Below are 26,883 nucleotides of genomic sequence, written 5' to 3'. Positions count from 1 at the left end.
GGAGAAAAAATGGAGTCCCTTGCGGCGATTAACCGCTGGCTGGCAAAGCAGCATGTCGTGACCTGGTGCGTGGCAAAAGAGGGCGAACTCTGGTGCGCCAATGCGTTTTATATCTACGATCCGCAGGCCGTCGCCTTCTATGTGCTGAGCGAAGATAAAACGCGCCATTCACAGATGACAGGCATACAGGCTAAGGTTGCCGGTACGGTTAACGGGCAGCCGAAAAGCGTTGCCTTGATTCGCGGCGTGCAGTTTTCCGGTGAGATAAAACGGCTGGAAGAGGCGGAAAGCGCGGTGCTGCGCGAACGCTACAACCGACGCTTTCCGATAGCCCGCGCGCTGTCAGCCCCGATGTGGGAGGTTCGCCTTCGCGAAATCAAATTCACCGACAACACGCTGGGGTTTGGCAAAAAATTTCACTGGTTACGCGACTCAGGCACCGAGTAGACGCAGCGCTTCGCGGTTAAATGCCGGTAAGTCGTCAGGCGTACGGCTGGTGACCAGCTGATCGTTATCGATTACCACTTCCTGGTCGAAGAACTCCGCACCCGCGTTTTTCACATCAATCACAATCGGTTTCACCGCCGTCAGCTTGCGACCGCGAATAACATCAGCGCTAATCAGCAGCTGTGGGCCATGGCAGATGGCGAATACGGGTTTACCGGAGTTAACAAACTCGCGGGTAAAGGTGACAAAGCGATCATCGCCGCGCAGGGAGTCAGGGGAGTGGCCGCCTGGTAGCAGCAGGGCGTCAAATTCATCCGGGCTCACCTCATCAATGGCTTTATCGATCTTAACTTTTGCCTCGCCCTGTTTGCCGGTGACGGTTTTTCCGGCCTCTTTCTCAATCGTCACAACCTCATGCCCGGCCTTGCGATACGCTTCTGCCGGAGAGGTGAATTCTGAATCTTCAAACTCGTCGGTGATCAAGACCGCTATTTTCTTGCTCATACTTCCTCCGTTGTTTTGGCTTCAGAAAGGGAGTTATCCATACTGTAACTCACCAGTAACCGTAAGCCTGGTTCACGAGGCTGACATTGCAAGGCAGATTCGTCTGTAAAGGGGAAAGGATGGAACGGGTATTAATCACCGGTGCGACCGGTTTAGTGGGTGGGCATCTGCTGCGGTTGCTGATGGCGGAACCGGGCGTCGACGCCATCTTTGCGCCAACGCGTCGCCCACTGCAAAGTGCCGAAGGCGTCATTAATCCGCATGATCCGCAACTCAGCGATGCGCTGGCGCAGGTCACCGAACCGGTTGATACGGTCTTCTGCTGCCTGGGCACCACGCGGCGCGAAGCGGGCAGCAAAGAGGCGTTTGTGCTGGCCGATTACACGCTGGTGGTGGACACGGCGTTAACCGGCCAGCGGCTGGGTGCCAGACAGCTGCTGGTGGTGAGTTCAATGGGCGCTAATGCACATTCGCCCTTTTTCTATAACCGGGTGAAAGGGGAGATGGAGGCGGCGCTTACCGCTCAACAGTGGCCATCGTTGACGCTGGCGCGCCCGTCGATGCTGCTTGGGGAACGTGAGAAAAAGCGCGCTAACGAATCATTGCTGGCACCGCTTTTTCGCCTGCTGCCGGGTAACTGGAAGTCGATTGCTGCGCAGGATGTCGCCCGCGCGCTGCTGGCCGCTGCGCGTTCTGGCGACAATCGCGGCGTTGAGATTATCGAATCGGCCCAGCTGCGGGCGATGGCCGCTCAGAGCCCGTTTGCAAAATAGCAATTCAGGCGTACTATGCCGGGGCTAAAAACTACACTATCCCCGGGGCATGTTATGGCTGGTCAGTCTTCACCTCATGCGGCGACACCGATCCAATGGTGGAAACCCGCGCTGTTCTTTCTTGTTGTTATTGTTGGTCTCTGGTTCGTGAAATGGCAGCCTTATTACGGCAAAGCCTTCACCGCCGCCGAGACGCACAGCATTGGTAAATCGATTCTTGCCCAGGCTGATGCCAGCCCGTTTAAGGCGGCGCTGGATTACGCCATGGTCTATTTCCTCGCCGTCTGGAAAGCCGCCGTGCTTGGCGTGCTGCTCGGCTCGCTGATTCAGGTGCTGATCCCGCGTGATTGGCTGCTGCGCACGCTCGGACAGCAGCGCTTTCGCGGCACGCTGCTCGGCACGCTCTTCTCTTTACCGGGCATGATGTGCTCCTGCTGCGCGGCACCCGTCGCGGCCGGTATGCGTCGCCAGCGTGTTTCGATGGGCGGTGCGCTCGCCTTCTGGATGGGTAACCCGCTGCTTAACCCGGCCACGCTGGTGTTTATGGGCTTTGTCCTCGGCTGGCACTTCGCCGCCATTCGCCTGGTGGCAGGGTTGGTGACGGTGCTTGGTGTGGCGATGATTGTGCAGAGCGTGGTTAAAGAGAGCCCGCAGCAGGCGGAAGCCGTGGATATCACGCTGCCGGAGCCGCAGGGCAGCTTTATGGCTCGCTGGGGCCGGGCGCTATGGCAGCTCTTCTGGAGCACCATCCCGGTCTATATTCTTGCGGTGCTGGTACTTGGCGCAGCGCGCGTCTGGCTCTTCCCCCATGCCGATGGCGCAGTGGATAACACGGTATTGTGGGTGGTGGCGATGGCGATTGCCGGCTGTCTGTTTGTCATTCCAACGGCGGCCGAGATCCCGATTGTGCAGACTATGATGCTGGCAGGGATGGGCATGGCGCCTGCGCTGGCGCTGCTGATTACGCTGCCGGCGGTAAGCCTGCCGTCGCTGGTGATGCTGCGCAAATCCTTCCCGGCAAAAGCCCTGTGGCTGACCGCCGCGCTGGTGGCGGTGTGCGGAATGTTGACCGGCTTTGTCGCGCTGGTGTAACGCGTGAAGTGAAAGAAAAAAGCCCGGTTGATACCGGGCTTTTTCATTATTTGAGCAGGGTAAAGGCGGTGGTGACGTGCTTGACGCCGCTGACGCGGCTGGCGATATCCGCCGCGGCCTGGCCTTCACGCGCGGTCACCAGACCCATCAGGAACACTTCGCCGTTCTCGGTGGTGACTTTCACGTTAGAGGATTTCACCTGGTCGCTGCCAAGCAGCTGCGAGCGCACTTTGGTGGTGATCCAGGTATCGGACGAAGCCGTTCCCAGACCAATCGGCTGGCCCGGACGGATCTCGTTAAAGACTTCCGTTGCGCCTTCCACGCCGATGGCAATCTGTTTCGCCCGTGAAGAGAGTTCGGTATTCGGCGCCTGGCCGGTCAACAGCACTTTCCCCTGATAGGCGGTGACGTTAACACGCGCCTCTTTCTTCAACTGCTGATCTTTAGACAGTGCGCTGTTGACGCGCAGCTCCAGGGTGCCGTCATCCACCTGGGTGCCCACGGTGCGGGGATCCGTCGCGGCTTTGGTGCCAACGGCGGCAGACCCGACCACCACTGCGCCAACGCAACCCTGTAGCAGCAGTGCGGAAATAAGGACTGCGAGGGGCGTAAATGCCTTCATGTGTACTCCTTAATCATCCTGGTGAGGAAAAAGCGTGTTATCAATCAAATCGCACAAGCAATTCACCGTCAGCATGTGCATCTCCTGGATGCGCGCGCTGCGGTGAGAAGGAATACGAATTTCCACATCCTGCGGGCCCAGCAGGCCAGCCAGCTCGCCGCCGTCATAACCGGTCAGCGCGATGATCGACATATCGCGCGTCACGGCCGCTTCCACGGCTTTTACGATATCGCGGCTGTTACCCCGGGTGGAGATCGCCAGCAAAATGTCGCCGTTATGGCCCAGGGCGCGCACCTGCTTGGCATAGATCTCGTCATGCAGACGGTCATTCGCTATCGCGGTTAAGACCACATTATCGGTATTAAGTGCAATGGCAGGTAAACTGGGGCGCTCTGTTTCGAAACGGTTGATCATGCTGGCAGCAAAATGCTGTGCGTTGGCGGCGGAGGTGCCGTTGCCACAACAGAGGATTTTGTTGCCGTTGAGCAGGGAGTGCACCATTGTCATGGCTGCGCGGGAAATCGCATCGGGCAGCGCTTCCGCAGCTGCAATTTGAGTTTGAATGCTTTCCGTAAAGCAGACTTTAATTCGTTCGAGCACGGTAATCCCTATGATTGAGCAATTATGCGTGGCCGCCAAAGGCGTTCTGTAGCCACTCAACGTCATTTCCGGTGAAGGCTACCACATCAAACCGGCAATCCACAGTATCAAAACTCCCATTGTGCCGGGCAAGCCACAAATGGGCGGTATGCAGCAGTTTGCGCTGCTTGGCGAGGGTTACGCTGCTTGCCGCGCCGCCAAAACGCGCCGAGGCGCGGTAGCGCACCTCGACGAAGACGGTGGTGCTACCGTGGCGCATAATCAGGTCGATTTCGCCGCCGCGCTCGCGCACGTTGGCGGCGATAAAACGCAATCCCTTGCTCTGCAGAAAACGGCGAGCCTCCATCTCCCAGGCGTCGCCGCTCTGTTTGCGGGTTAGTTTGCCGGGACGATCTGCCCCTGCTGGTATTTGAGCCATGACAACTTCCTGTTGATCACGCAATCCTGGGTGGCGGTGAGGTCGCCGGTGTTGCCGTTCAGCTCAAAGCCCGGCACCTGACGCATTTGCGAGAAGTTATTCGCCAGCGACCATGCATCCGCGCCCATCGCGTAGAGACGCGCCAGCGAGTAGTCGTTATTCACACTGCGCAGCGCTTGCTGCATCAGGGAAGGATTCGCGCCTGCGAGCATCGGGATCTCATTGTATTGCAGCCCTTCCATCTCAAGGCGGAAGTCCGGCCCTGCGCCGCCCTGCGCGCTGCGCGAGCTGGCGTAGAGCATCACACCGCTCTGGCTGCCGGTGCGTAGGGTGATCATCGGTTTGATCAGCGCAATTTCATCCTGCGTCGCCAAAATATAGACCGCATCAACTTTGCCGCCGCCGCTAATCTGCGCATCGCTCGGCGGTGCCGGAATATTGAGGCCGCCAATGGTTACGCCCTGCTGCTGTGGCAGGCTAGCGGAGACCGGGCTGCCGGTCATTGAGATGCCGGAGCGGCCGTTCAGCCCCATACGCAGCTCGGCGGTGGAACCAAATTTCTGCGCCAGCACAACGCCGCCGCCGATTTTCTGCCACTCGTCAGCAAACGCGGTGCTGACGCGATCGCCCAGCGCACTGCGCGGGATCAGCAGCAGCGGTGCCTGACGCCCCTGATCGTGAATATGGCGCGCCGCGTCGCGGGCTTCATCTTCCGGCGACAGGGCGAAGTAGCAGATGTTCGGGCGGTTCTCGACCTGCTCCGGCTGGTTAAGCGCCAGCACATTGAGCGTGGTATGGCTGCGCATCAACTCTTCAACATGGTTTTTCAACAGCGGGCCGACGACGATGCTTGCGCCATCCTGCTGCACCTGGTTAAGAATCTGATCCATCGGCTGCGCGCTGGTGTCATAGATTTTCAGCTCCGCTCCCGAGTTAGATTGGGCGGTAACGGCGACGGGCTGAGATGGCGTGGTTTGTGGTGCCGTCGCCGCAGGCGTTTGCTGCGCGCTTTCAGCAGGCTGCTCGTTATTGGCGGCTGGCTGCTGTGCATTTTCCGCAGGCTGCGTTTCATCGGCAGGGGCGCTTTGCGCCGCGCTATCCGGTGCCTGTACCGGCTGGGCAGTCGGTACAGCAACGTTCGGCTGTGCCTCGCCACTGGTCAGGTCGGCAACATTCGCCTGCGAAGGGCTTACCACGTCAGAGGTGGCCGCTTGCGCTACCTGCTGTGGAACAGCCGGGCCGGAGACCGGCGAAGCGCCATTTTTCGCCGCTTCAAAACCCTGCTGAATAGCGCGACCAAACACCGCCGCCTGGCCGTTTAACGGCAGCAGCAGGGCAATTTTACTGGTCGATGCCGGTTTGAAATTTTGCAAATTGGAGAGCTGAGTCGGCAGCATTTTCGCCGCCGGGTTCTGCGGGTAGCGGGTCTGCCAGTCGCTGATACCGGCTTTCAGCATTTTGGCATCGTTGCGGTTGTCGAACCACATACGCTGCAGATCGAGCCAGCCCTGTAGTGTCACTTCATCGGCGTTGATCACCAGCGTTCTCGCCTGATCCTGGGTCATGGAGGAGAGCGCCTGCCAGGTGGCATCAATATTTTTCTGCTGCTCTTCCGGCGTCGTCAGCAGCGGCTGGCGGGCGATAAGAGCGCGCAGCAGCGTCAGGGAGGGTTTACCCTGTGCGGCGGCAATGGCGATCTGCCAGTAACGCGCCTGCTGATTCTTCTCAAGCTCAGCGGGATCGATCTTATCAAGCAGCGCCTGCGCACCAGCTACATCACGCTGCGCCAGCTTCATTTCGGCGGCGAGCAGCGCGTACTCTTTACGCTGCGTATCGTTCAGATCCTGCGGCAACTGACCAAACAGCTCGTCGGCGTGCTGGGTTTTGCCCTCTTTGAGCAGTGCACGAATGGCGAGTAATTGCCAGTTGGTCTTGCTATCATCTGTGCTTTGCTGCATCTGATGCAGGTAGTAGGCAGAATCAGCCTGCGCTGAGCCCTCCATATGCGAGGTGCTCTGGTCTGTTGACTGTGTGCCGCAGCCCGCGAACAGCAGGGCGGCCAGCACCACAGGCAGGCAGCGCGTGGCTTTCGAACGAAGAAATTTTGACGGTAGCATACTGTATCCAGTGATATTTTTTACGCAGTGCTCAATATTAAATCGGCAATACGGATGAAACAATGAAACAACACGAATCGGCGGAGAATTCTCAAGGTCAGCTTTACATTGTACCTACTCCCATCGGGAATTTGGCTGATATTACCCAACGCGCATTAACCGTGTTGCAAGACGTTGATTTGATTGCCGCTGAGGATACCCGCCACACCGGTTTACTGCTGCAACATTTCGCCATCAACGCGCGGATGTTTGCCCTTCACGACCATAACGAGCAGCAAAAAGCGCAAATGCTGGTGGCGAAGCTGAAAGAGGGACAGAACATTGCCCTCGTCTCGGATGCGGGCACGCCGCTGATTAACGATCCCGGCTATCACCTGGTGCGTACCTGCCGCGAAGCCGGCATTCGCGTTGTGCCCCTGCCTGGCCCCTGCGCGGCGATTGCCGCCCTCAGTGCGGCAGGGTTGCCCTCCGATCGCTTCTGTTATGAAGGCTTTCTCCCGGCGAAATCTAAAGGTCGCCGCGACGCGCTTAAAGCGATTGAGGCCGAGCCACGCACGCTGATTTTCTACGAATCGACCCATCGCCTGCTGGAGAGCCTGGAGGATATGGTTGCGGTTTGGGGCCCCTCCCGTTACGTGGTGCTGGCGCGCGAGCTGACCAAAACCTGGGAGAGCATTCAGGGCGCGCCGGTTGGCGAGCTGCTGGCATGGGTGAAAGAGGATGAGAACCGCCGCAAAGGCGAGATGGTGCTGATTGTCGAAGGCCATAAAGCGCAGGAGGACGCACTACCCGCCGATGCGCTGCGCACGCTGGCGCTGCTGCAAGCCGAACTGCCGCTGAAAAAAGCCGCCGCGCTGGCCGCAGAAATCCACGGCGTGAAGAAAAACGCCCTCTATAAGTACGCACTGGCTAACCAGGGGTAACACCGATGAGCCGCTATGTGCCTCCCTTTACCATCACCGCCGCGATCCTCAATCAGGTCGTTGAGATCGCGGAGTTGCTGGGGCACTGGGCGGCGCAATCCGGGCGCTCTTCACCACTACTGCGCAAGAATAACCGAATTCGTACTATTCAGGCTTCGCTGGCGATTGAGCATAACAGCCTGACGACAGAGCAGGTTACCGCTGTGCTGGAAGGGAAGCGCGTGCTGGCACCGGCAAAAGATATTCAGGAAGTGCGCAATGCGATAAACGCCTATGAGTCCATGACTCGCTGGAAAAGCGGACGTGTTGCCGACTTGCTGGAAGCGCATCGCCTGCTTACGTTTGGTCTTGTGGATAATCCCGGCCATTTTCGGCGCGGCAATGTCGGTATCTATCGTGAAACGCAGTTAATCCATATGGCGCCGCCCGCCTCACGGGTTGCGCACCTTATGGATGAGCTTCTGGAATGGCACGCCACCACGGATTTGCATCCGTTAGTCGCCAGTTCAGTTTTCCATTACGAATTTGAATTTATTCACCCCTTTGCCGATGGTAATGGACGCATGGGCCGTTTATGGCAGACGCTTATCCTTAGCGAGTGGCGCTCCGAACTGGCCTGGCTGCCGGTAGAAACCATCATTCATTACCAGCAAGACCGCTATTACCAGGTGCTCGGAGAGTGCGATAAAGCCAGTGACTGTACGGCGTTCGTCGCCTTTATGCTCTCGGCGGTCAACGCGGCGTTGATCGAGGGGCTTAATCCGTCATTTACCTTGTCGGATAACGTGTCGGAAGAGATGTCGGAACAAATTTTATCCTGCAGCGAGGCGGAGCGCGCGGTATTAAGCCTGCTTAACAGACGGCCTGATCTCTCTGCAAAGGCGCTCGCCAGCGAACTGGCGGTGAGCGCACGCACGGTGGAGCGCTACCTGCAATCGTTACAGCAAAAGGGAAAGCTGCTACGTGTCGGTGCGAAGAAAGGGGGCTACTGGCAGGTAACGTGACAGCAGCCCGCTTGCAACGCCAGCAGGGTATTAAACCACCCGAAGTTCCTTACCCAGTTTTCGTAAAGCCGCTTTCTCTTTCTCACCAATCCCCTCGTCGGTGATCACGCAGTCGATCTTCTCCATTGGCAGTACCTGATTAAAGCCGCGGCGGTTAAATTTGCTGGCGTCCACCACTGCCACAACCTTATGCGCCGCCGCTGCCATGACACTGCTGATGGAGTAGCCTTCATTAAAGGTGGTGATGCCATGGGTCGGATCGATGCCATCTGCACCGACAAACATGATATCGGCGCTGATACCCTGTAGCGATCGCTCTGCAATCGTGCCGTGCATCGAATGGGTTTTATGCCGCAAGGTGCCGCCACACACTACCAGTGTGATGTCCTTGTTTTCCGACAGGGCAAACGCGGCGGGGAGGTTATTGGTAATAACGGTGATATTGCTTTTTTTCGCCAACGCTTCGGCAATCAGCATGGTGGTGCTGCCGCTGTCGAGGATAATCGTCATCCCCTCATCGATCATCGCCGCCGCTGCCTGAGCGATACGCTTCTTCGGATCGCTCGCCAGTTTGTAGCGATCTTCCAGCACCACTTCCTGATTTTCGCTGTCGAGCATGTAGCTGCCCGGTTTCGCTGCGCCGCCGTGAAAGCGCGTCACCAGACCTTTCTCTTCCAGCAGCCGGAGATCGGCGCGGATAGTGACTTCTGAAATCCCAAAGCTATTCGAGAGGTCAATGACCAGCACACTTCCCTGCGCATTCACCAGATCGACGATCTTATTCCTTCGTTCAAATGAGTTCATTTTGATTTGCCTGCGAATTAACTCCCCGTAGTGTAATCGAAGGTTTGTGAAACGTGAACGTTAACTTTCGAAAGGAAATGTGAGCCAGCGCAGGTTGCTGGCTCTGTCGTTTAATCAAGGCGCAGCAGTATTTTTCCCTGCATCGGTTTGCCATTCAGCGCCTGTACCGCGCGCGCGTAGCTTTCGGGGTCACCACGATGAGCAATCAGCGGCTCGAGGGCGAGACGTTTTTCCGTGAGCAGGCGCGCCGCGGTATGCCACTCCTCCCCAGGCCAGGGGCCAGAGTAGTTCATCCAGCTGCCGATAAGCGTCAACTCTTTACGCAAAATCAGCCCAAATACTGTAGCAGTAAGCGTGAGTTCGTCATGCAGCGTCCCTACCAGCGCTACCTGCGCACGCGGCCCGGCAATTTCGATGGCCAGCGAAACCGTTTGTGGTGTGCCAGCCGTTTCCAGCACAAGCTGATCGAAGCACTCTGCCTCCAGCCCGGCGAGTATGTCAGCCGCGCTCTGCTCGCGGCTGTTAAAGGTGCGGGTGGCACCAAGCGCAGAAGCCAGCGCTAATTTGTCAGGGTTGATATCAATGGCGGTGACGCTTTTCGCCCCTAAGGCTCGTGCACACTGCATTGCCAGCAGCCCGATAGTGCCAGCCCCGACGATCACCACGTTTTTATCTTTACAGCCAGCGGCGAGGTGAAACGCGTGCAGGCCAACGGTTATCGGTTCAATAAACGCCCCATCTTCAATGGGCAGATCCGCAGGTAAGCGAACCAGGTTGGGCCGCTTAACGACAATGTATTCGGCATTGCCGCCGTCGCAGCGCGAGCCGATAAACTGATAGCGTTTGCACAGCGAGTAGTAATCCCGGCGGCAGGCAGGGCAGTCAAAGCAGGGCAGCAACGGCACGCAGGCCACGGCGTCGCCAGCGTGCAGATCGGTGACCGCCGGGCCACAGGCTTCGACATAACCGCTGAACTCATGCCCAAGGGTAATGGGGTAGAAATGCGCGCCGTTAGCGAAGATGCGCGGAATATCTGAGCCGCACAGGCCGGAGCTGACTACTCTCACCTTCACTTCATCCTCATGCTGCAACTGAGGTTCGGGGCGATCTTCAACGCAGACGTTGCCCTCAGCATGAATAACCACTGATTTCATAACACTCTCCAGGATGTAACAGGGGAGCGAACGCTCCCCAACGATCACGATGCGGGCTGGCTTTCCGGCGTGGCTGCCGCTTTCTCTGCCGCTTTAAAGTGGCGCGCTCTGCGCCAGGTAAGCAGGACACCGGTCAGGTAAATCGCGGCGATAACCACGAAACCGACCAGATTTTGCCAGGTAAAGAGTTGAATGAGCAGCCAGGTGACCGGAGAACCGCCCTGGTCCATCGAGGCCACCATCCCGCCCGCTTTTAGCGCGCCAGCGTTGGCGGCCAGCTGCGTATGCAGGCCGATGGTTTGCGTGGCGATCCATAGGGTCATGCTCATAATAATGACTCCGGAGATCAGCGTGCGGAACAGGTTGCCCTGATGCACCGCAACAGCCATCGCCACAAAGAAACCAATGGTCGCCAGGTCACCGAATGGCAGCACCTGGTTACCCGGCACCAGCACCGCAATCAGAATGCTCAGGGGGATAAAGATCAGGCTGGCGGAGACCACCGAGGTATGGCCCAGCAGCAGCGCCGGATCGAGGCCGATCAAGAACTCCTGGGTGCCGAACTTCGCCTGCAGACGTTTACGCGCCTGTTTCGCGATTGGCGTCAGGCCATCCATAATCGGTTTGATCACTCGCGGCATTAGCAGCATCACGGCCGCGGTTTTGACTGCCAGTTGCAGTACGCCTTTCAGGTCATAACCGGCCAGCAGCCCAATCACAATCCCCATTACAAAACCGACGGTGACCGGTTCACCGAACGGCCCAAAGCGTTTCTGAATATCATCGGCGCTGAAATGAATACGCCTGAGGCCCGGGATTTTATCAATGAGGGTGTCCACCAGCACGGCAACCGGCCCCAGCCAGGCAGAGGTGCCATGGGGAATGGCGATGCCTTCGAGGCCAAAGAAGTCCCGCGTATCTTTGGCAAACCAGTCGCCCAGTTTATAGACGAACGCCGCGTGCGCCGTCACGCCAAGGATGCCAATCCAGTAAGAGCCAGTGGCGAGATGCAGCATCGCGCCGGTAAAGGTCATGTGCCAGATATTCCAGATATCCACGTTGACCACGCGCGTCATGCGCGTTACCAGCATGATGATATTCACGGCGATAGCGACAGGGATGGCAACCAGCGCAATTTGCGATGCCCATGTCATCGGTGACGATCCGGGCCAGCCAACATCAATGACCTGAAGGTTGATCTGGAAATGCTCCGCCATGGCTTTAGCCGCTGGGCCGATTGAGTCGAGCATCAGACCGATCACCAGGCCAATGCCGACAAAGCCGATGCCAATATGCAGACCGGATTTAAAGCAGTCGCCGAGTTTCATTCCCAGCAGCTTCGAGAAAATAATGATCACCACCGGCAGCATAACGGTAGGACCTAAGTCGAGGATATAGCGCATTATTTCGCTAAACATAGCGTTACCCCACGAGAATGGTCAGGATTTTTTGCTGTAGCGCCTCAATGCCCACTCCCGAAACGAAGGGCATACCGTGCACAACAGGAATATCGCCGAAGGCGCGATCCACTTTTGCGGTGGTGCAGATGAGATCCGCGCCGTCCATATAGGTTTCGATCTCATTTACCCGACACTGCACAAGATCGAGTTCGATGTGGTGCGTATCGCACAGCTCTTTGATCTCTTCTGCCGCCATCGTGGAGGTGGCGACCGCACCGCCGCAGGCGACAATCACTTTACGTTTCATAGGGTACTCCTTTTTATTATCAGTATGTTATTAAGCCTGTCCGCACGTTTCAGGCTCCAGGATCGTCTCCCGAAAACATCTCGCCAGATCGTCATCCGCGGCGTTCAGCAGTGCGTCCAGCGTGTTCGGGTTTTGTAGCTCACTAAACAGTTTTCTCAGTAGCGTCAGCTGCGCCGCCGGGTTTTCAACAATCAGGGCAATAATCAGCGATGCGGCAACGTCGCCATCATCATCAGCCTGTTGAAAAAAAATAGGTTTGCGCGGACGAATCAGATAGAGCGCCGGTGAGAGGGCGTGGCTCGCCTCGCAGTGGGGAATGGCGATCCCATGACGCTCCAGCGCGATGCCGGTTGGGTAGTTTTCCTCGCGCGCCAGCAGCGCGGCGGGGTAGCTTTCATGGACGACGCCTTTTGCCAGCATCTCCTCGCCAATGTGTGCCAGCAGTTGCTGGCGCGAGGTAAAATCCACTCCGGTTCGGACAAACAGTTGGCTCATACACACTCCGCTTAACAGGCAGTTTCAGGGGCGCATCCGTAGCGATAGACACGCAATACGTCCTGTATTTTGTCAATAATCAAGCTGCGTGGCGTTGTGACTATCTCGTTTAGCGACGCGCGTTCCAGTTGTAGAGGCATAAACTGGCTAATCAGCCCCAGCGGCAGCCTGACGGTGTCGAGATTCGCGAGCAGTTTTTCCACCGCCTGGCGGATGCGCGGGTGGGGCCAGTAGTAGCGGATGCGGTCAGAGAGACTGAAGTGGATATCGACCATCGCCTGGCTCCAGGTGGGGTGGTAATACTTCTTCCAGTAGTCCGGCTCGTTGAGCATCACTTCGTCAATCACCTCCAGCACCCGGCTACGACTCTCTGGAGCAATCAGCTCGTTTTCCATCTGCGCGAGGGCGAAAATCGCTTCGCGCAGGGCAAAGGTCAGCGCCGGGCCAACTTTCAGGATGGCGAAATGATCGCGTACCAGCGCGCGATAGGCGTGGCGGGACTGGTAATCCGTCGAGTGGGCCTCATAGACCATTGGCGTCTGACGGATCCAGCCGGAAAGCGCTTCGGCGGCCTGAGGCTGATAATGAATCACCTGCGTATGATCGAACTCCACGCCGGGCTGAACCACAATGGCGATAACCCGCTTCATCGCTGCTTCCAGCCCCAGCGCCTTGAAGGCGACACGGTGAGTTTCCAGCGTGCGCGCGGCATCTTCCACATGGGTAACGTGCACCGCGCTGATGCTGCTGGCCTCGCCGCCCGGCACCGGTACTTCCGTGCCGATGACATAGGTCAGCGCCTTTTTCTGCGCCTCGCTTGCCGTCTGCTCCGCAGCCAGACACAGGCGCGCGGCGCGCTCTGCCACCACCTGCGGATCCAGCGGAACGGGATCGTCCGCGCAGGACATTGAGGCATCAAGGTGGATCTTGCTAAACCCGGCGGCAACGTAAGCTTCGATCAGCGCGATCGCTTTCTCCATCGCCGCGTCGGCATGCTCGTTCTGCCAGCAGTTAGGCCCGAGATGATCGCCACCGAGGATCAGCCGCTCCAGCGGGAAGCCGACCTCGTGGGCAATGGCATAGACAAAGTCGCGGAAATCGGCCGGCTGCATGCCGGTATAGCCGCCAAACTGGTTAACCTGGTTGGATGTCGCTTCGATCAGCACGCTGTTATTCGTATGCAAATCGAAGCGCAGCGCGGCTTCAATCACTAACGGATGGGCCGAGCAGACGGAACAGATACCAAGGTGCTCTCCCGCTTTATGGCGGGCAATAATCTCTTTCACGTGATTCTCCGGTTAAATGGGTGGGCTTACAGCTTCCCTTCACAGCCGCAATCGTGGATGACTTTGCGTACCACCTCTTTCATGGCGGCTTTGGCCGGAACCATGTAGTGGCGCGGATCGCTGGCATTCGGGTGCGAGAGCAGGTACGCCTTAAGCGCATCGGAAAAGGCGATTTTGAGTTCGGTGGCGACGTTGACCTTGCAGACGCCAAGGCCGATAGCGCGGCGAATATCGGCCGCAGGCAGGCCGGAAGCACCGTGTAACACCAGCGGAACCTCGACGGCCTGGCGAATCTCCGCCAGCCGATCGAAGTCGAGCTTTGGCTCCTCACTGTAGAGGCCGTGCGCGGTACCGATCGCCACCGCAAGTGAGTCGATACCCGTCTTTTCGATAAAATCCTGCGCCTGCTGCGGATTGGTAAAGCGCGTGTCTTTGGCGTCGACGATCAGATCGTCCTCCTGACCGCCAAGACGCCCCAGCTCCGCCTCAACGCTGACGTCATAGCGATGGCAGAAGTCGGTAACGGCTTTTACCACTGCCACATTTTCCGCGTAAGGGAGATACGAACCGTCGATCATCACCGAGCGCACGCCGGCGTGTACTTTGCGCTCAATATCGGCAAGCTCTTCATGGTGATCGAGGTGGATCGCCAGCGGTTGGTTGTAGGTTTTTGCCAGATCGGCGGCAATGGCAACAATATTGCCGATCCCGGCGTAGCTAAAGGTCCCTGGTGTACCCGCTACAATCAGCGGTGAGCGCAACTCGGCGGCAGTCTCAACGACAACCTGAAGCGTTTCGAGGTTATGGATATTAAAAGCAGGCACCGCGTAGCCTTCGCGCTGCGCCTTACTGAGCATGGTTTTGGTGGAAATGATAAACATCCTGCCTCCGAACCCTTTCGTTTATTTTCTTCGAAAGAAGATATAGTCTTTCGGAATGCTTTTTTGTGATTTGAATCGTAAAAGCGAAACTTTCGAAAGGGAGGGAAAGAGAATGAAAGGGAGAGGGGCAAAAAAAAGCATGGCCGGAGCCATGCTAAGGGTGAGGTTTATACATCTTCTTGCGAGGATCAGGTGACCGGCGCCGGGTTAAACACTGCCAGCTGGTTATGCAATCCCCATTGATCGGAAAAGGTTTTTTTACGCCCGCTGGCGACATCGAGAATAAAGTGGAACAGCTTCCAGCCCACCTCTTCAATGCTCTCTTCGCCGGTGGCAATGGTGCCCGCATTAATATCCATTAAGTCATACCAGCGGTTTGCCAGCTCGGTACGGGTCGCCATTTTGATCACCGGTACCGCCATCAGCCCATAGGGTGTGCCGCGACCGGTGGTAAAGACCTGCACGGTAATGCCGGAGGCAACCTGCTGGGTGCCGCACACGAAATCACTGGCCGGCGTGGCGGCGTAGATCAGGCCGCGTTTAGTCGGGCGCTGGCCGGGGGAGAGCACCTCGGAGATGGCGCTCTTGCCTGATTTGGCAATCGAGCCCAGCGCTTTTTCCACCACGTTAGCCAGCCCGCCCTTTTTGTTTCCGGGCGACGGGTTAGCGCTGCGGTCGGTTTTGCCAAGGTCGAGGTAGTTATCGTACCAGGCCATCTCTTCAAGCAGGCGTTTGCCCACCTCTTCGTTGATAGCGCGGGGGGTGAGCAGGTGGATCGCGTCGCGCACTTCCGTCACTTCCGAGAACATCACCGTGCCGCCGCAGCGGATCAGCAGATCGGAAGCAAAGCCCACCGCCGGGTTAGCGGTCACGCCGGAGAAGGCGTCGCTGCCGCCGCACTGCATGCCGACTACCAGTTCCGACGCCGGGCAGGTTTCGCGTTTACGCTGGTTGAGTTTGATCAGATGCCGCTCGGCGACTTGCAGAATGTCATCCACCATCGAGCGGAAGCCCACATGGTGCTCATCCTGCAAACGTACAATGCTGGTGCCGTCAGCCGGGATTGCCTGCACATCATCCGTCCCCTGTAGCAGCCGTTCCGGCTGTAATTTTTCACAGCCGAGGCCAATCACCATCACTTCACCGCCGAAGTTCGGGTTGAGGGAGATGTTGTGAATAGTGCGAATTGGGATCACCGCCGCCGGGGCGTTAATCGCCACGCCGCAGCCGTAAAGGTGATTAAGGCCAACCACGCCGTCGACATTCGGGTATTTTGGCAGCAGATCGCGCTCAATCAGCTTCACCACATAATCCACCACGCCAGCGACGCAGTGCACGCTGGTGGTTAAGCCGAGCAGGTTTTTTGTGCCGACGCTGCCATCCGCATTGCGGTAGCCTTCGAAGGTGTACCCCTCCAGTGGCGGCAAGGGTTCGGGAACTTTGGTTGCCAGCGGCAGGGTGTTGAGCGGAGGGGCCGTCGGCAGCTCAACGAGGGATTCATCGATCCAGCTGCCGCGCGGGATCGGGCGCACGGCGTAGCCGATCACTTCGCCATAGCGCACGATCTCGCCGTGATGAGGAATATCGACCAGCGCGACTTTATGCCCCTGCGGAATATGCTCAATCAACTCCAGACCATCCGGGAAACGGGTGCCGGCTTTTAAGCCGTTGTCGTTAACGATAATCGCGACATTATCGGTGTCGTGAACCTTAATATAAAATGCGCCAGGCACTTGCTCTCTTATTTCAATGTCGGACATTATTAATTTATCTCCCGCTCACTGTACGCTGCATCACTCACAATAGAGAAACCCGTTCTTTACTCTGGAATTAATATCAGCAAGAAAATTCTTGTTTACTGGAAATAAGAATGTCAGGTGTTCAATCATTAAAATGTGACACATATCACTTATTAACGCCGGGCCGCACCCTGCGCGGCGGCATAATGCAAGAAGTGTGCATCAGCGCCCAGCTTTATGGGCATATGCTCAAAATATTCTTTTGGAATAGTTAAAAAATTGAGCAAGATTACAATGTGTGCTCTCCCGGCGCTGCTTATACTGAGGGCTAATTAAATCTCTGTATCTGTTATCTGAATTAACTCTAAGTCGTTAAATACCATCAGATAAACCACCCAAATAAATATATTTAAAAGTTAGCGGTGTCCGAGGAAATTAAAATGGCTATTGAACAAACCGTCGAAGCAAAACGGGCGATTCCTACCCGTTATTTAATTTTGCTGATTATATTTATTGTCACCGCAGTCAACTACGCTGACCGTGCCACGCTCTCTATTGCCGGAACCGATGTCGCCAAAGAGCTACAACTCGATTCCGTCTCGATGGGTTACATCTTCTCCGCCTTCGGCTGGGCCTACCTGCTGATGCAGATCCCCGGCGGCTGGCTGCTCGACCGCTTCGGCTCCAAACGCGTCTACACCTACAGCCTCTTTTTCTGGTCGCTCTTCACTTTCTTGCAGGGTTTCGTCGATGTATTCCCCCTCGCCTGGGCCGGGGTGTCGATGTTTATCATGCGCTTTATGCTCGGTTTTTCTGAAGCGCCCTCCTTTCCGGCGAATGCGCGCATCGTTGCGGCATGGTTTCCGGCGAAGGAGCGCGGCACCGCCTCGGCACTCTTCAACTCGGCGCAATACTTCTCGCTGGCACTCTTCTCGCCGCTGCTCGGCTGGCTGACCTACGCCTGGGGCTGGGAGCACGTCTTTACCGTCATGGGCGGGATCGGTTTTGTGTTGACCTTCGCGTGGGTGAAATTTGTGCATAACCCAACCGACCATCCGCGTATGACCCGCGAAGAGCTGGAATACATTGCGGCGAACGGCGCGGTGGTTGATATGGACCACAAAAAAGCGGGCGACGACAAGAAAGCCGGGCCGAAGCTCGATTACATCAAGCAGTTGCTGAGCAACCGTATGATGCTGGGCATCTTCTTTGGTCAGTACTTCCTCAACACTATTACCTGGTTCTTCCTCACCTGGTTTCCCATCTACCTGGTGCAGGAGAAGGGGATGTCGATCCTCAAAGTGGGCTTTGTGGCTTCCATCCCGGCGTTGTGCGGCTTTGTCGGCGGCGTGTTGGGCGGGCTCTTCTCCGATTACCTGATTAAACGTGGCTCATCCCTGACCGTGGCGCGTAAAGTGCCAATCGTGATGGGGATGCTGCTCGCCTCCAGCATTATCCTCTGTAACTACACCGACAATACCGCGCTGGTGGTCGCGCTGATGGCGCTGGCCTTCTTCGGCAAAGGTTTTGGTGCGCTCGGCTGGCCGGTGATTTCCGACGTTGCGCCAAAAGAGATTGTCGGCCTGTGCGGCGGCGTGTTTAACGTCTTTGGTAATGTGGCCTCTATCGCGACGCCGCTGGTTATCGGCTACATGGTAAAAGAGTTGCACTCCTTCAACGGTGCGCTGGTATTCGTCGGCTGTTCAGCCCTGATGATGATGGTCTGTTACCTGTTTGTCGTCGGCGACATCAAACGTATGGAACTGAAGAAATAAGCACCAACACATTTAAGGTACAAAAGATGACTAACGATATCTTCCCTAACAAATTCAAGGCCGCCCTGGCCGCGCAGCAGGTTCAGATTGGCTGCTGGTCCGCGCTGGGTAGCCATATCAGCACGGAAGTGCTGGGGCTGGCGGGTTTCGACTGGCTGCTGCTCGACGGCGAACACGCGCCCAATGACGTGCTCACTTTTGTACCGCAGCTGATGGCGCTCAAAGGCAGCGTCAGCGCGCCGGTTGTGCGCGTGCCGACCAACGATGCGGTGATCATTAAGCGCCTGCTCGATATCGGTTTCTATAACTTCCTGATTCCCTTCGTCGAGAGTGAAGAGGATGCGTTGCTGGCCGTAGCGGCGACCCGCTATCCGCCGGAAGGCATTCGCGGCGTCTCCGTATCGCACCGCGCCAATATGTTCGGCACCGTGCCGGACTACTTCCGTCAGTCCAACGCCAATATCTCGATTCTGGTGCAGATAGAGAGCCAGGCGGGCGTCGATAACCTCGACGCGATCCTCTCGACCGACGGTGTGGACGGCGTGTTTGTCGGGCCAAGCGACCTTGCGGCGACACTCGGTTACCTCGGCAACGCTGCGCACCCGGAAGTGCAGCGCACGATTCAGCATATTTTCGCCCGCGCGAAGGCGCACAACAAACCGAGTGGCATTCTGGCGCCGGCTGAGGCAGACGCGCGTCGTTACCTGGAGTGGGGCGCGACCGTGGTTGCCGTCGGCAGCGATCTGGGCGTATTCCGTGCGGCGACGCAGAGACTCGCCGACGCCTTTAAAAAATAACCTCACCACCTTAAAGAGAGAGACGCAATTATGACGATGAAAGTCGGTTTCATTGGCCTCGGCATCATGGGTAAACCCATGAGTAAAAACCTCATCAAAGCCGGTTACTCACTGGTGGTCGTCGACCGCAACAGTGACGCGGTGGGCGAGCTGGTCGCCGCCGGAGCAGAAACCGCGAGCAATGCCAAAGCCATCGCCGAGCAGTGTGATGTCATCATCACCATGCTGCCGAACTCGCCGCATGTAAAAGAGGTGGCACTGGGTGAAGGCGGCATTATTGAAGGGGCGAGAGCGGGCACGGTGCTGATCGACATGAGCTCCATTGCGCCGTTGGCAAGCCGTGAAATCAGCGAAGCGCTGAAAGCGAAAGGCGTGGAGATGCTGGATGCGCCGGTCAGTGGGGGCGAACCCAAAGCGATCGACGGCACGCTCTCCGTGATGGTTGGCGGCGATAAAGCCGTGTTTGATAAGCACTACGACCTGATGAAAGCGATGGCGGGATCGGTGGTGCATACCGGTGATATTGGCGCGGGGAACGTCACCAAACTGGCAAACCAGGTGATTGTGGCGCTCAATATTGCCGCGATGTCGGAAGCCTTAACCCTGGCGACCAAAGCGGGCGTTAACCCGGATCTGGTCTTCCAGGCGATCCGCGGTGGCCTTGCGGGCAGCACGGTGCTGGAGGCGAAAGCGCCGATGGTGATGGATCGCAACTTCAAACCGGGTTTCCGTATCGATCTGCATATCAAAGATCTGGCAAATGCGCTGGATACCTCCCACGGCGTGGGCGCGCAGCTGCCGCTGACCGCCGCGGTGATGGAGATGATGCAGGCGCTGCGTGCAGACGGCATGGGCACCTCCGATCACAGCGCGCTGGCGTGCTACTACGAGAAACTGGCGAAAGTCGAAGTCACTCGTTAATCAGAAAGGGCGCAGGCGCGCCCTTGCTTCTCTTGATATCCACTTCTGCAGGCTTCCTTTCGCGTGCAGGGTGACGTGCGCGGCTTGACCAGGCTCACCACTATGAAAATCGTAATCGCCCCAGACTCTTATAAAGAAAGCCTCTCTGCGACGCAGGTCGCGCAGGCAATAGAAAAAGGATTTCGGGAGATCTTTCCCGATGCGCACTATGTCTCTGTTCCTGTCGCGGATGGCGGTGAAGGTACCGTTGAAGCCATGATCGCCGCCACGCAGGGCGCTATGCATACCGCCCGCGTGACCGGCCCGCTGGGCGAGCCGGTTGAGGCCTGCTGGGGAAGCTCGGGCGATGGCGCGACCGCTTTTATTGAGATGGCGGCGGCAAGCGGGCTGGCACTGGTCGCGCCTCAATTACGTAATCCGTTAATTACCACGTCGCGCGGCACCGGGGAGCTTATTTTGCAGGCGCTGAATAAGGGCGCGAGCAACATTATCATCGGCATCGGCGGCAGCGCCACTAACGACGGCGGGGCCGGTATGGTGCAGGCACTGGGTGCGCGTCTTATGGATGCCAACGGCAAAGAGATTGGTCACGGCGGCGGTAGCCTGATCGGCCTCAATCATATTGATCTCTCTGGCCTCGATCCGCGCTTGCGGGAGTGTACGATCCGCGTGGCCTGCGATGTGACCAACCCGCTCACCGGCGAGAGCGGCGCATCGCGTATATTCGGCCCGCAAAAGGGGGCGACAGAAGCGATGATCGTCGAACTGGAGCGCAGCCTGGATCACTTTGCCGAGGTGATCAAAAAAGATCTGCATATCGATGTGAAGCGTGTTCCGGGATCGGGCGCGGCGGGCGGTATGGGGGCGGCGCTGATGGCGTTTCTCGGTGCGGAACTGCGCAGTGGCATTGAGATTGTTACCCAGGCGCTCAATCTGGAGGAGCATATCCACGACTGCACGCTGGTAGTGACGGGCGAAGGGCGCATCGACAGCCAGAGCATTCACGGCAAAGTGCCGGTGGGCGTGGCGCAAGTAGCGAAAAAATACCATAAGCCGGTGATTGGTATCGCCGGCAGTTTGACCAGCGATGTCGGCGTGGTGCATCAGTACGGTATCGACGCGGTGTTCAGTGTGTTGACCACGATTGGCACGCTGGAGGAGGCGTTTCGCGGCGCGTTTGACAACATTTACCGTGCCTCGCGAAATATCGCGGCGACGCTGGCGGTGGGAATGTCGATGGAAGGGTGACACGCGGGCGCAAACCCTCTATACTGCGCGCCGAAGCTGACCAGACAGTCGCCGCTTCGTCGTCGTCCTCTTCGGGGGAGACGGGCGGAGGGGAGGAAAGTCCGGGCTCCATAGGGCAGGGTGCCAGGTAACGCCTGGGAGGCGCAAGCCTACGACCAGTGCAACAGAGAGCAAACCGCCGATGGCCCGCGCAAGCGGGATCAGGTAAGGGTGAAAGGGTGCGGTAAGAGCGCACCGCGCGTCTGGCAACAGTTCGCGGCACGGTAAACTCCACCCGGAGCAAGGCCAAATAGGGGTTCACAAGGTACGGCCCGTACTGAACCCGGGTAGGCTGCTTGAGCCAGTGAGCGATTGCTGGCCTAGATGAATGACTGTCCACGACAGAACCCGGCTTATCGGTCAGTTTCACCTCTTAAAAAACCCCGCCTCGGCGGGGTTTTTGCTTTTCCTCGCCAACAACGACAACTGATCCCGGTATTTGCGTAGGCCGGATAAGGCGAGAGCCGCCATCCGGCGATGGATGCAAATGCCTGATGGCGCTGCGCTTATCAGGCCAACAACGACAACTGATCCCGGTATTTGCGTAGGCCGGATAAGGCGCGAGCCGCCATCCGGCAATGGGGGCAGATGCCTGATGGCGCTGCGCTTATCAGGCCTACAAATTGCGCTTATCAGGCCTACAAACGGCTTCGATGCTGGGCTATTTTCACGCTCTCTACGCTAATTCTGTCTAATTCATAAACAATTAATCGATCAACCTCGCGGCGAAACGCGCTACCCTGTCTGGCACATGTCTATTTTTTCGCCACGGGAGGCGTTGCTGTTATGGAACAAAAATCGATTTTGATTCTCCAGATGGGGAACGCTCCACAGACCATGCGCGACGCGCACGGCGATGTGCCACTCTGGTTTTGCCAACTGCTGGGATGTGAGCTTGATGATGTCGAGGTGATCCGCGTGTTCGAAGGCGAAGCGCTGCCGACACCGGATCCGCGTCGGGCGGCGATCATCACCGGATCCTGGGCGATGGTCACGGACAGATTGCCCTGGAGCGAGCAGACCGCTGCGTGGATCCGCAAGGCGATGGCGATGGAAATGCCGCTGTTTGGCGTCTGCTATGGTCATCAACTGATGGCCTGGGCGCTGGGCGGCGATGTGCAGTATCACAAGGATGGCCGTGAAGCGGGAACCAAAACCGTTTATCTCAATGCCGCCGCCGCTCACGATCCGCTGCTTGCGCATCTTGAAGAGAGCTTTCCCGCGCACCTGACCCATCGACAGACGGTTACCCGTTTACCCATTGGCGCTACGGTGCTCGGTGCCTCGGTTCACGATCCGCATCAGATCGTGCGTTACGGGCCGAATGCGTTTTCGGTGCAGTTTCACCCCGAAATGCGACCGGAGATCGCTACAGATCTGCTACGGCTTAACCGTCCCCATATCGAAAAAGAGGGTGGCGATACCGACAGCTTAATCGCTGGCGTCATACCCGCGCCGGATGCGGCGGAGATTTTACGGCGGTTTATGCAGGAGGCATTCAGACAGGAGAGGGCGCTTTCACTGCGCGCGGCCTCATAAAGGCAGGAACAGAACCCCGGCGTGCGCCGGGGCTGGCAATCAGGCGGCTTCTTCTTCCTCAGCAAGACGGACAACGGCTTCTTCGACGATCACTTCCAGCTCCGTCAGCATCTCTTCAAACCCGAACGCCTGGTTTGCGGCGGCGGAACTCTCCTGGCTCGTGGTGACACGATCGAACGAACTGTACATAGTGCGGATACTCATTTACTCACCTGATAAAAAATGTTCATTACACCGGTAAATCAACCAACAGCGCGCGAAGCGGCGTGTCGGCGACCAGCGTGATAGTGGCTTCATCACGAATGAAAGCGCCATCACCGCAGGTGAGGGCTTCTTGCTCTTTGTGATGGGTGACGGCATGCACCGTCCCGTGAATGGACTGCAGATAGGCTCGCGGTCCGTGTAATTCGATTTTCAGCTCTTCGCCTTTATTAAGCGAAATATGGTGCAGCCACACCTGCTGACGCAGCTGCATGCTACCTTTATCGCCATCGGGCGAGGCCAGCAACTGGCAGGTACCATCAGCAATGGGCAGCTTCTGCACCGGCGCGTTTTCCCGCTCCGGGCAGGCATCCAGCCATAGCTGCATGCGCGTTAGCGACTTGTCTTTACTCAGATTGTGCTCACTGTAACTGATGCCTGGCTGGGTTGCGATAAGCAGCGCTTCACCCGCTTTTGCCTGCACATGGTGGCCTTCGCTGTCGCGGTACTCCGCTTCACCTTCCAGAATCAGATTCAAAATATCCACTTTCGGATAGGCGCGCGGCTGCAAAGAAGCCCCTGGTGCGAGCACTTCCTGGTTCAGCACGCGCAGTGATGCATAACCCAGCAGTTTGGGATCAAAGTAGTGTCCAAAGGAGAAGGTGTAGCGAGCTTTAAGCCAGCCGAAGTCAGCTTGTCCGCACTGTTTTGCCGTTCGGGTAGTAATCATTATTCTTGACCTCTCTTTACTTAAAACAATGTTAAAGGGATGGACGCTGCATTGTTAGCCAGATATTCTGCCCGGTATGTTCAAATTTCCTGAATGAGAACACCTATGGCCAAAGAAAGGGCACTGACGCTGGAAGCACTGCGCGTGATGGATGCAATTGACCGCCGCGGTAGCTTTGCCGCCGCTGCGGATGAACTGGGACGCGTCCCCTCCGCGCTCAGCTACACCATGCAAAAACTTGAAGAAGAGCTGGATGTGGTGCTGTTTGACCGCTCCGGCCACCGCACCAAATTCACCAATGTCGGACGTATGCTGCTGGAGCGCGGGCGCGTTCTGCTGGAAGCGGCTGATAAATTAACGACCGACGCCGAAGCGCTGGCGCGCGGCTGGGAAACCCATTTAACGCTGGTGACGGAAGCGCTTGTACCAACGGTGGAGCTGTTTCCGCTGGTGGAGAGGCTGGCGGCGAAAGCCACCACCCAACTATCGATTATCACCGAAGTGCTGGCGGGAGCCTGGGAGCGGCTGGAGCAGGGGCGGGCGGATATTGTTATCGCGCCGGATATGCACTTTCGCTCCTCATCGGAGATCAACTCCCGCAAGCTCTATACCGTGATGAACGTCTATGTCGCCGCGCCGCAGCACCCGATTCATCAGGAGCCGGAGCCACTCTCCGAAGTGACGCGCGTGAAGTATCGCGGCGTGGCGGTAGCAGATACCGCCCGCGAACGCCCGGTACTTACGGTTCAGCTGCTGGATAAACAGCCGAGGCTGACGGTCAGTACAATTGAAGATAAACGTCAGGCGCTACTCGCCGGGCTGGGCGTCGCCACCATGCCCTATCCGCTGGTTGAGCGTGATATTGCGGAGGGCCGCCTGCGCGTGGTCAGCCCGGAATACACCAGCGAGGTGGATATTATTATGGCCTGGCGCCGCGACAGCATGGGCGAGGGCAAATCGTGGTGCCTGCGCGAGATACCCAAGCTTTTTGCCGGTAAATAACGCTACGCGCCGCGCTCGGTCGCATGCACTATTTGCGGGAAGGGCTGCGGTTCCGGGCCGAATTCGTTCTCCTGCGGCGTGCCGCGCTGGCTATAAAACGCGAGCAGCACCAGCGAGCCAAACAGCGGAATAATCATCAGCAGCAGCCAGCGCCAGCTGCGATTGGTGTCATGCAGGCGGCGCACCTGTACCGCCAGCGTCGGCACCAGCATCAGCAGGGCGTAAACAAGGCTTAAGATATGGTGCCAGCCCACGATACGGTCAATCACATTCAGCACGCCGAACAGGATGATGTTAACGAGTGTGAACATCCAGAATTCGCGGCGATGGGCGCGTCCGTGGAAAGTGGCGTAATTACGAAGTACCCAGAAATACCAGTCCATTTTTACCTCGGTCAACGGTCAATCCGTTGTTTTAACAACGATAAGAGTAAGAATAGACGGCAAATTTACAAAGGGATAAGTCGGGCGGGGAATTATTTGGGCGCGATGTGACGCGCCCGAAAGTTCAGGAAAAACGGCTGTCACGACCGTGCGGTTCATCAAGATCCTGCCACGGGCCGATAGAGATAATCCCTGTCGGGTTCAGCGTTTTATGGCTGCGATAGTAGTGATTGCGGATATGCGCAAAATCAACCGTCTCGGCAATGCCCGGCATCTGGTAGAGGTCGCGCAGGAAACCATGCAGGTTAAGGTAATCACTGATGCGGCGCTTATCGCATTTAAAGTGCGTCACATAGACCGGATCGAAGCGCACCAGCGTTGTCCATAAACGGATATCCGCTTCGGTCAGGCGATCGCCCGTCAAATAGCGGTGCCGCCCAAGGATCTGCTCCAGGCGCTCCAGCGCACTAAACACCCCGGTTACCGCTTCATCATAGGCCTGCTGGCTGGTGGCGAAACCGGCTTTGTAGACGCCGTTATTCACATTGTCGTAGATCCAGCCATTCAGCTCGTCAATCTTCTCGCGCAGCTCAGGCGGGTAGTAATCCCCGGCTTTAGCACCCAGCCCATCAAATGCGGTATTGAACATGCGAATAATATCCGCCGATTCATTGCTGACGATGGTGTGGTTCTTCTTATCCCACACCACAGGCACCGTTACGCGCCCGGTATAGTGCGGATCGGCATGCAGATAGAGTTGATAGAGAAACTCATGCTGATAGAGGGTATCGCCCGTCGCGGCGGGAAAATCATCGCCAAAGGTCCAGCCATTTTCCAGCATCAGCGGATGCACCACCGAAACCGGTAAAAAAGGCTCCAGACCTTTCAGCTTACGCAAAATCAGCGTGCGGTGGGCCCAGGGGCAGGCGAGCGAAACATAGAGATGGTAGCGATCTTTTTCAGCGGCAAACCCGCCTTCGCCAGAGGGGCCGGCAGCGCCATCGGCGGTCAGCCAGTTGCGAAACGCCGATTCTGAACGTTTAAAGCGCCCGCCGGTGGATTTGGTGTCATACCAGGTGTCGTGCCAGACGCCGTCAATCAGTTGTCCCATTGCTGCTTCTCCTTCTGATAGCAAAAGCGAGGAGTGGACTCCTCGCTTTGGTGTATTCAGTCAGTATAGAGCGCTTACCACTTTTTATTCAGTACGCGGTCGATGCTGAACGCGCCCGGACCGGTGATGCCCAGCAGCAGGTAGCCGCCAGCGATGGTCAGGTTTTTCATGAACATAATGGAGTTCGCGCCTTCCGCAAAGTTGTTGTGGAAGATAAACGCCGTCAGCAGCGTAAAGCCAGCGGTGAACAGCGCGGTGGTGCGGGTCAGGAAGCCGAACAGAATGGCCAGACCGCCGCCAAACTCAAGCAGGATGGTCAGCGGCAGAAAGAAGCCCGGTACGCCCATCGATTCCATATATTGCTGAGTACCTGCATAACCGGTGATTTTGCCCCAGCCTGCAACGATAAACAGGATTGGCATCAGGATACGAGCAACCAGGAAACCAACATCGTCTAATTTTTTCATCTTTCTCTCCAGGAACCACATAGGCGTTATGCAGTAAAAATTGTGTAAGAAACGGCGTATGCCGCGGGCTTGCAGTTGATGGAGAGGATATTAATCGCGGAGGG

The 26,883-nt window shown here is 57.3% G+C and carries 29 protein-coding genes and 1 other RNA gene; 12 read left to right on the top strand and 18 right to left on the bottom strand.

All coding sequences use genetic code 11. From position 1 onward, the window contains the following. Positions 1-9 precede the first annotated feature (9 nt). Positions 10-447, top strand: a complete 438-nt coding sequence (locus tag SOM48_RS11675) for a YhbP family protein (protein ID WP_320511991.1) — start codon at positions 10-12, stop codon at positions 445-447. Here SOM48_RS11675 and SOM48_RS11670 read toward each other — a convergent pair. Then, a complete protein-coding gene (locus SOM48_RS11670) occupies positions 433-951 on the bottom strand; it encodes a type 1 glutamine amidotransferase domain-containing protein (RefSeq protein ID WP_312202867.1) in 519 nt (172 codons plus the stop codon). The two genes, SOM48_RS11675 and SOM48_RS11670, sit on opposite strands and share 15 nt — an antisense overlap. A 119-nt stretch (positions 952-1,070) precedes the next feature. On the opposite strand from SOM48_RS11670, the gene SOM48_RS11665 reads away from it, so the two are divergent. Together SOM48_RS11665 and SOM48_RS11660 are read left to right on the top strand one after the other, a co-directional pair. Then, entirely contained in the window at positions 1,071-1,724 is a 654-nt protein-coding gene (locus SOM48_RS11665) for an NAD(P)H-binding protein (protein ID WP_320511990.1), read from the top strand. A gap of 54 nt (positions 1,725-1,778) precedes the next feature. Then, positions 1,779-2,816, top strand: coding sequence for a permease (locus SOM48_RS11660; protein WP_076769242.1), 1,038 nt, complete (start codon positions 1,779-1,781; stop codon positions 2,814-2,816). A 46-nt stretch (positions 2,817-2,862) separates the two neighbouring features. On the opposite strand, the gene dolP is transcribed toward SOM48_RS11660, so the two are convergent. From dolP to SOM48_RS11640, 4 genes are read right to left on the bottom strand one after another with little or no spacing between them, the layout of a single operon-like run. Continuing rightward, complete coding sequence (gene dolP, locus SOM48_RS11655; protein ID WP_023480922.1) at positions 2,863-3,438, bottom strand: division/outer membrane stress-associated lipid-binding lipoprotein; 576 nt, start codon at positions 3,436-3,438, stop codon at positions 2,863-2,865. A 9-nt stretch (positions 3,439-3,447) separates the two neighbouring features. Next, positions 3,448-4,038: a DnaA initiator-associating protein DiaA gene (diaA, locus tag SOM48_RS11650; protein WP_023481027.1), complete on the bottom strand. Its 591-nt coding sequence runs from the start codon at positions 4,036-4,038 to the stop codon at positions 3,448-3,450. 22 nt (positions 4,039-4,060) lie between these two features. Next, positions 4,061-4,456 (bottom strand): YraN family protein, encoded by a 396-nt coding sequence (locus SOM48_RS11645; protein WP_023480805.1) that lies wholly within the window; start codon positions 4,454-4,456, stop codon positions 4,061-4,063. Next, entirely contained in the window at positions 4,414-6,573 is a 2,160-nt protein-coding gene (locus SOM48_RS11640; RefSeq protein ID WP_320511989.1) for a penicillin-binding protein activator, read from the bottom strand. The genes SOM48_RS11645 and SOM48_RS11640 overlap by 43 nt, the downstream gene beginning before the upstream one ends. Positions 6,574-6,635: 62 nt before the next feature. On the opposite strand from SOM48_RS11640, the gene rsmI reads away from it, so the two are divergent. Then, positions 6,636-7,496: a 16S rRNA (cytidine(1402)-2'-O)-methyltransferase gene (gene rsmI / locus SOM48_RS11635; RefSeq protein ID WP_320511988.1), complete on the top strand. Its 861-nt coding sequence runs from the start codon at positions 6,636-6,638 to the stop codon at positions 7,494-7,496. Between the two features lie 5 nt (positions 7,497-7,501). Beyond that, entirely contained in the window at positions 7,502-8,500 is a 999-nt protein-coding gene (locus SOM48_RS11630; protein WP_320511987.1) for a Fic family protein, read from the top strand. A 30-nt stretch (positions 8,501-8,530) separates the two neighbouring features. Here SOM48_RS11630 and SOM48_RS11625 read toward each other — a convergent pair whose 3' ends face one another. The 8 genes from SOM48_RS11625 to garD form a co-directional block, all read right to left on the bottom strand. Further along, the gene (locus SOM48_RS11625; protein WP_139567370.1) at positions 8,531-9,304 is read right to left on the bottom strand and encodes a DeoR/GlpR family DNA-binding transcription regulator; all 774 of its coding nucleotides are present in this window, start codon (positions 9,302-9,304) and stop codon (positions 8,531-8,533) included. A gap of 110 nt (positions 9,305-9,414) precedes the next feature. Continuing rightward, the gene (gene gatD, locus SOM48_RS11620; protein WP_320511986.1) at positions 9,415-10,458 is read right to left on the bottom strand and encodes a galactitol-1-phosphate 5-dehydrogenase; all 1,044 of its coding nucleotides are present in this window, start codon (positions 10,456-10,458) and stop codon (positions 9,415-9,417) included. A gap of 44 nt (positions 10,459-10,502) precedes the next feature. Beyond that, the gene (locus SOM48_RS11615) at positions 10,503-11,876 is read right to left on the bottom strand and encodes a PTS galactitol transporter subunit IIC (RefSeq protein WP_320511985.1); all 1,374 of its coding nucleotides are present in this window, start codon (positions 11,874-11,876) and stop codon (positions 10,503-10,505) included. A 4-nt stretch (positions 11,877-11,880) separates the two neighbouring features. Continuing rightward, on the bottom strand, positions 11,881-12,165 hold the full coding sequence (gatB, locus tag SOM48_RS11610; protein ID WP_023481001.1) for a PTS galactitol transporter subunit IIB: 285 nt from the start codon (positions 12,163-12,165) through the stop codon (positions 11,881-11,883). 30 nt (positions 12,166-12,195) lie between these two features. Next, positions 12,196-12,660, bottom strand: coding sequence for a PTS galactitol transporter subunit IIA (gatA, locus tag SOM48_RS11605; protein WP_312202878.1), 465 nt, complete (start codon positions 12,658-12,660; stop codon positions 12,196-12,198). An 11-nt stretch (positions 12,661-12,671) separates the two neighbouring features. After that, positions 12,672-13,946, bottom strand: coding sequence for a tagatose-bisphosphate aldolase subunit GatZ (gene gatZ, locus SOM48_RS11600; protein WP_320511984.1), 1,275 nt, complete (start codon positions 13,944-13,946; stop codon positions 12,672-12,674). 26 nt (positions 13,947-13,972) lie between these two features. Then, on the bottom strand, positions 13,973-14,827 hold the full coding sequence (locus SOM48_RS11595; protein ID WP_320511983.1) for a tagatose bisphosphate family class II aldolase: 855 nt from the start codon (positions 14,825-14,827) through the stop codon (positions 13,973-13,975). Between the two features lie 188 nt (positions 14,828-15,015). Further along, positions 15,016-16,587 carry a galactarate dehydratase gene (garD, locus tag SOM48_RS11590; protein ID WP_320511982.1) on the bottom strand — a complete coding sequence of 524 codons (1,572 nt, stop codon included), beginning with the start codon at positions 16,585-16,587 and terminating at the stop codon, positions 15,016-15,018. 419 nt (positions 16,588-17,006) lie between these two features. On the opposite strand from garD, the gene SOM48_RS11585 reads away from it, so the two are divergent. From SOM48_RS11585 to SOM48_RS11560, 6 genes are all read left to right on the top strand, one after another. Further along, positions 17,007-18,341 (top strand): MFS transporter, encoded by a 1,335-nt coding sequence (locus tag SOM48_RS11585; RefSeq protein ID WP_042715451.1) that lies wholly within the window; start codon positions 17,007-17,009, stop codon positions 18,339-18,341. A 26-nt stretch (positions 18,342-18,367) separates the two neighbouring features. Further along, a complete protein-coding gene (gene garL, locus SOM48_RS11580) occupies positions 18,368-19,138 on the top strand; it encodes a 2-dehydro-3-deoxyglucarate aldolase (protein ID WP_320511981.1) in 771 nt (256 codons plus the stop codon). A 30-nt stretch (positions 19,139-19,168) separates the two neighbouring features. Then, positions 19,169-20,059: a 2-hydroxy-3-oxopropionate reductase gene (gene garR / locus SOM48_RS11575; protein WP_023480910.1), complete on the top strand. Its 891-nt coding sequence runs from the start codon at positions 19,169-19,171 to the stop codon at positions 20,057-20,059. A gap of 102 nt (positions 20,060-20,161) precedes the next feature. Beyond that, the gene (garK, locus tag SOM48_RS11570) at positions 20,162-21,307 is read left to right on the top strand and encodes a glycerate 2-kinase (protein ID WP_320511980.1); all 1,146 of its coding nucleotides are present in this window, start codon (positions 20,162-20,164) and stop codon (positions 21,305-21,307) included. A gap of 32 nt (positions 21,308-21,339) precedes the next feature. Further along, positions 21,340-21,718, top strand: an RNA gene (rnpB, locus tag SOM48_RS11565) — RNase P RNA component class A. A gap of 414 nt (positions 21,719-22,132) precedes the next feature. Continuing rightward, complete coding sequence (locus tag SOM48_RS11560) at positions 22,133-22,885, top strand: glutamine amidotransferase (RefSeq protein ID WP_320511979.1); 753 nt, start codon at positions 22,133-22,135, stop codon at positions 22,883-22,885. A gap of 39 nt (positions 22,886-22,924) precedes the next feature. Here the strand turns inward: SOM48_RS11560 and SOM48_RS11555 are convergent, their stop codons facing one another. Both SOM48_RS11555 and SOM48_RS11550 read right to left on the bottom strand, forming a co-directional pair. Next, positions 22,925-23,089 carry a hypothetical protein gene (locus tag SOM48_RS11555; RefSeq protein WP_023480931.1) on the bottom strand — a complete coding sequence of 55 codons (165 nt, stop codon included), beginning with the start codon at positions 23,087-23,089 and terminating at the stop codon, positions 22,925-22,927. Between the two features lie 25 nt (positions 23,090-23,114). After that, complete coding sequence (locus tag SOM48_RS11550) at positions 23,115-23,816, bottom strand: pirin family protein (RefSeq protein ID WP_312203759.1); 702 nt, start codon at positions 23,814-23,816, stop codon at positions 23,115-23,117. Between the two features lie 105 nt (positions 23,817-23,921). On the opposite strand from SOM48_RS11550, the gene SOM48_RS11545 reads away from it, so the two are divergent. Further along, positions 23,922-24,818: a LysR family transcriptional regulator gene (locus SOM48_RS11545; protein ID WP_042715458.1), complete on the top strand. Its 897-nt coding sequence runs from the start codon at positions 23,922-23,924 to the stop codon at positions 24,816-24,818. A 2-nt stretch (positions 24,819-24,820) separates the two neighbouring features. Here SOM48_RS11545 and SOM48_RS11540 read toward each other — a convergent pair whose 3' ends face one another. The 3 genes from SOM48_RS11540 to SOM48_RS11530 all read right to left on the bottom strand — a co-directional run bounded on the left by SOM48_RS11540 (position 24,821) and on the right by SOM48_RS11530 (position 26,779). Then, positions 24,821-25,201: a DUF805 domain-containing protein gene (locus SOM48_RS11540; protein WP_289745384.1), complete on the bottom strand. Its 381-nt coding sequence runs from the start codon at positions 25,199-25,201 to the stop codon at positions 24,821-24,823. Between the two features lie 124 nt (positions 25,202-25,325). Then, entirely contained in the window at positions 25,326-26,312 is a 987-nt protein-coding gene (locus tag SOM48_RS11535; RefSeq protein ID WP_054802993.1) for a glutathione S-transferase family protein, read from the bottom strand. Between the two features lie 74 nt (positions 26,313-26,386). Next, positions 26,387-26,779: a DoxX family protein gene (locus tag SOM48_RS11530; RefSeq protein WP_042715462.1), complete on the bottom strand. Its 393-nt coding sequence runs from the start codon at positions 26,777-26,779 to the stop codon at positions 26,387-26,389. Positions 26,780-26,883: the final 104 nt, after the last annotated feature.

It is taken from the genome of Kosakonia sp. CFBP8986 (assembly GCF_034044935.1).
GTDB classification, from domain to species: domain Bacteria; phylum Pseudomonadota; class Gammaproteobacteria; order Enterobacterales; family Enterobacteriaceae; genus Kosakonia; species Kosakonia cowanii.
The sequence above is the reverse complement of the archived record's forward strand: the minus strand, read 5'-3'. Positions and strand labels throughout refer to the sequence as shown.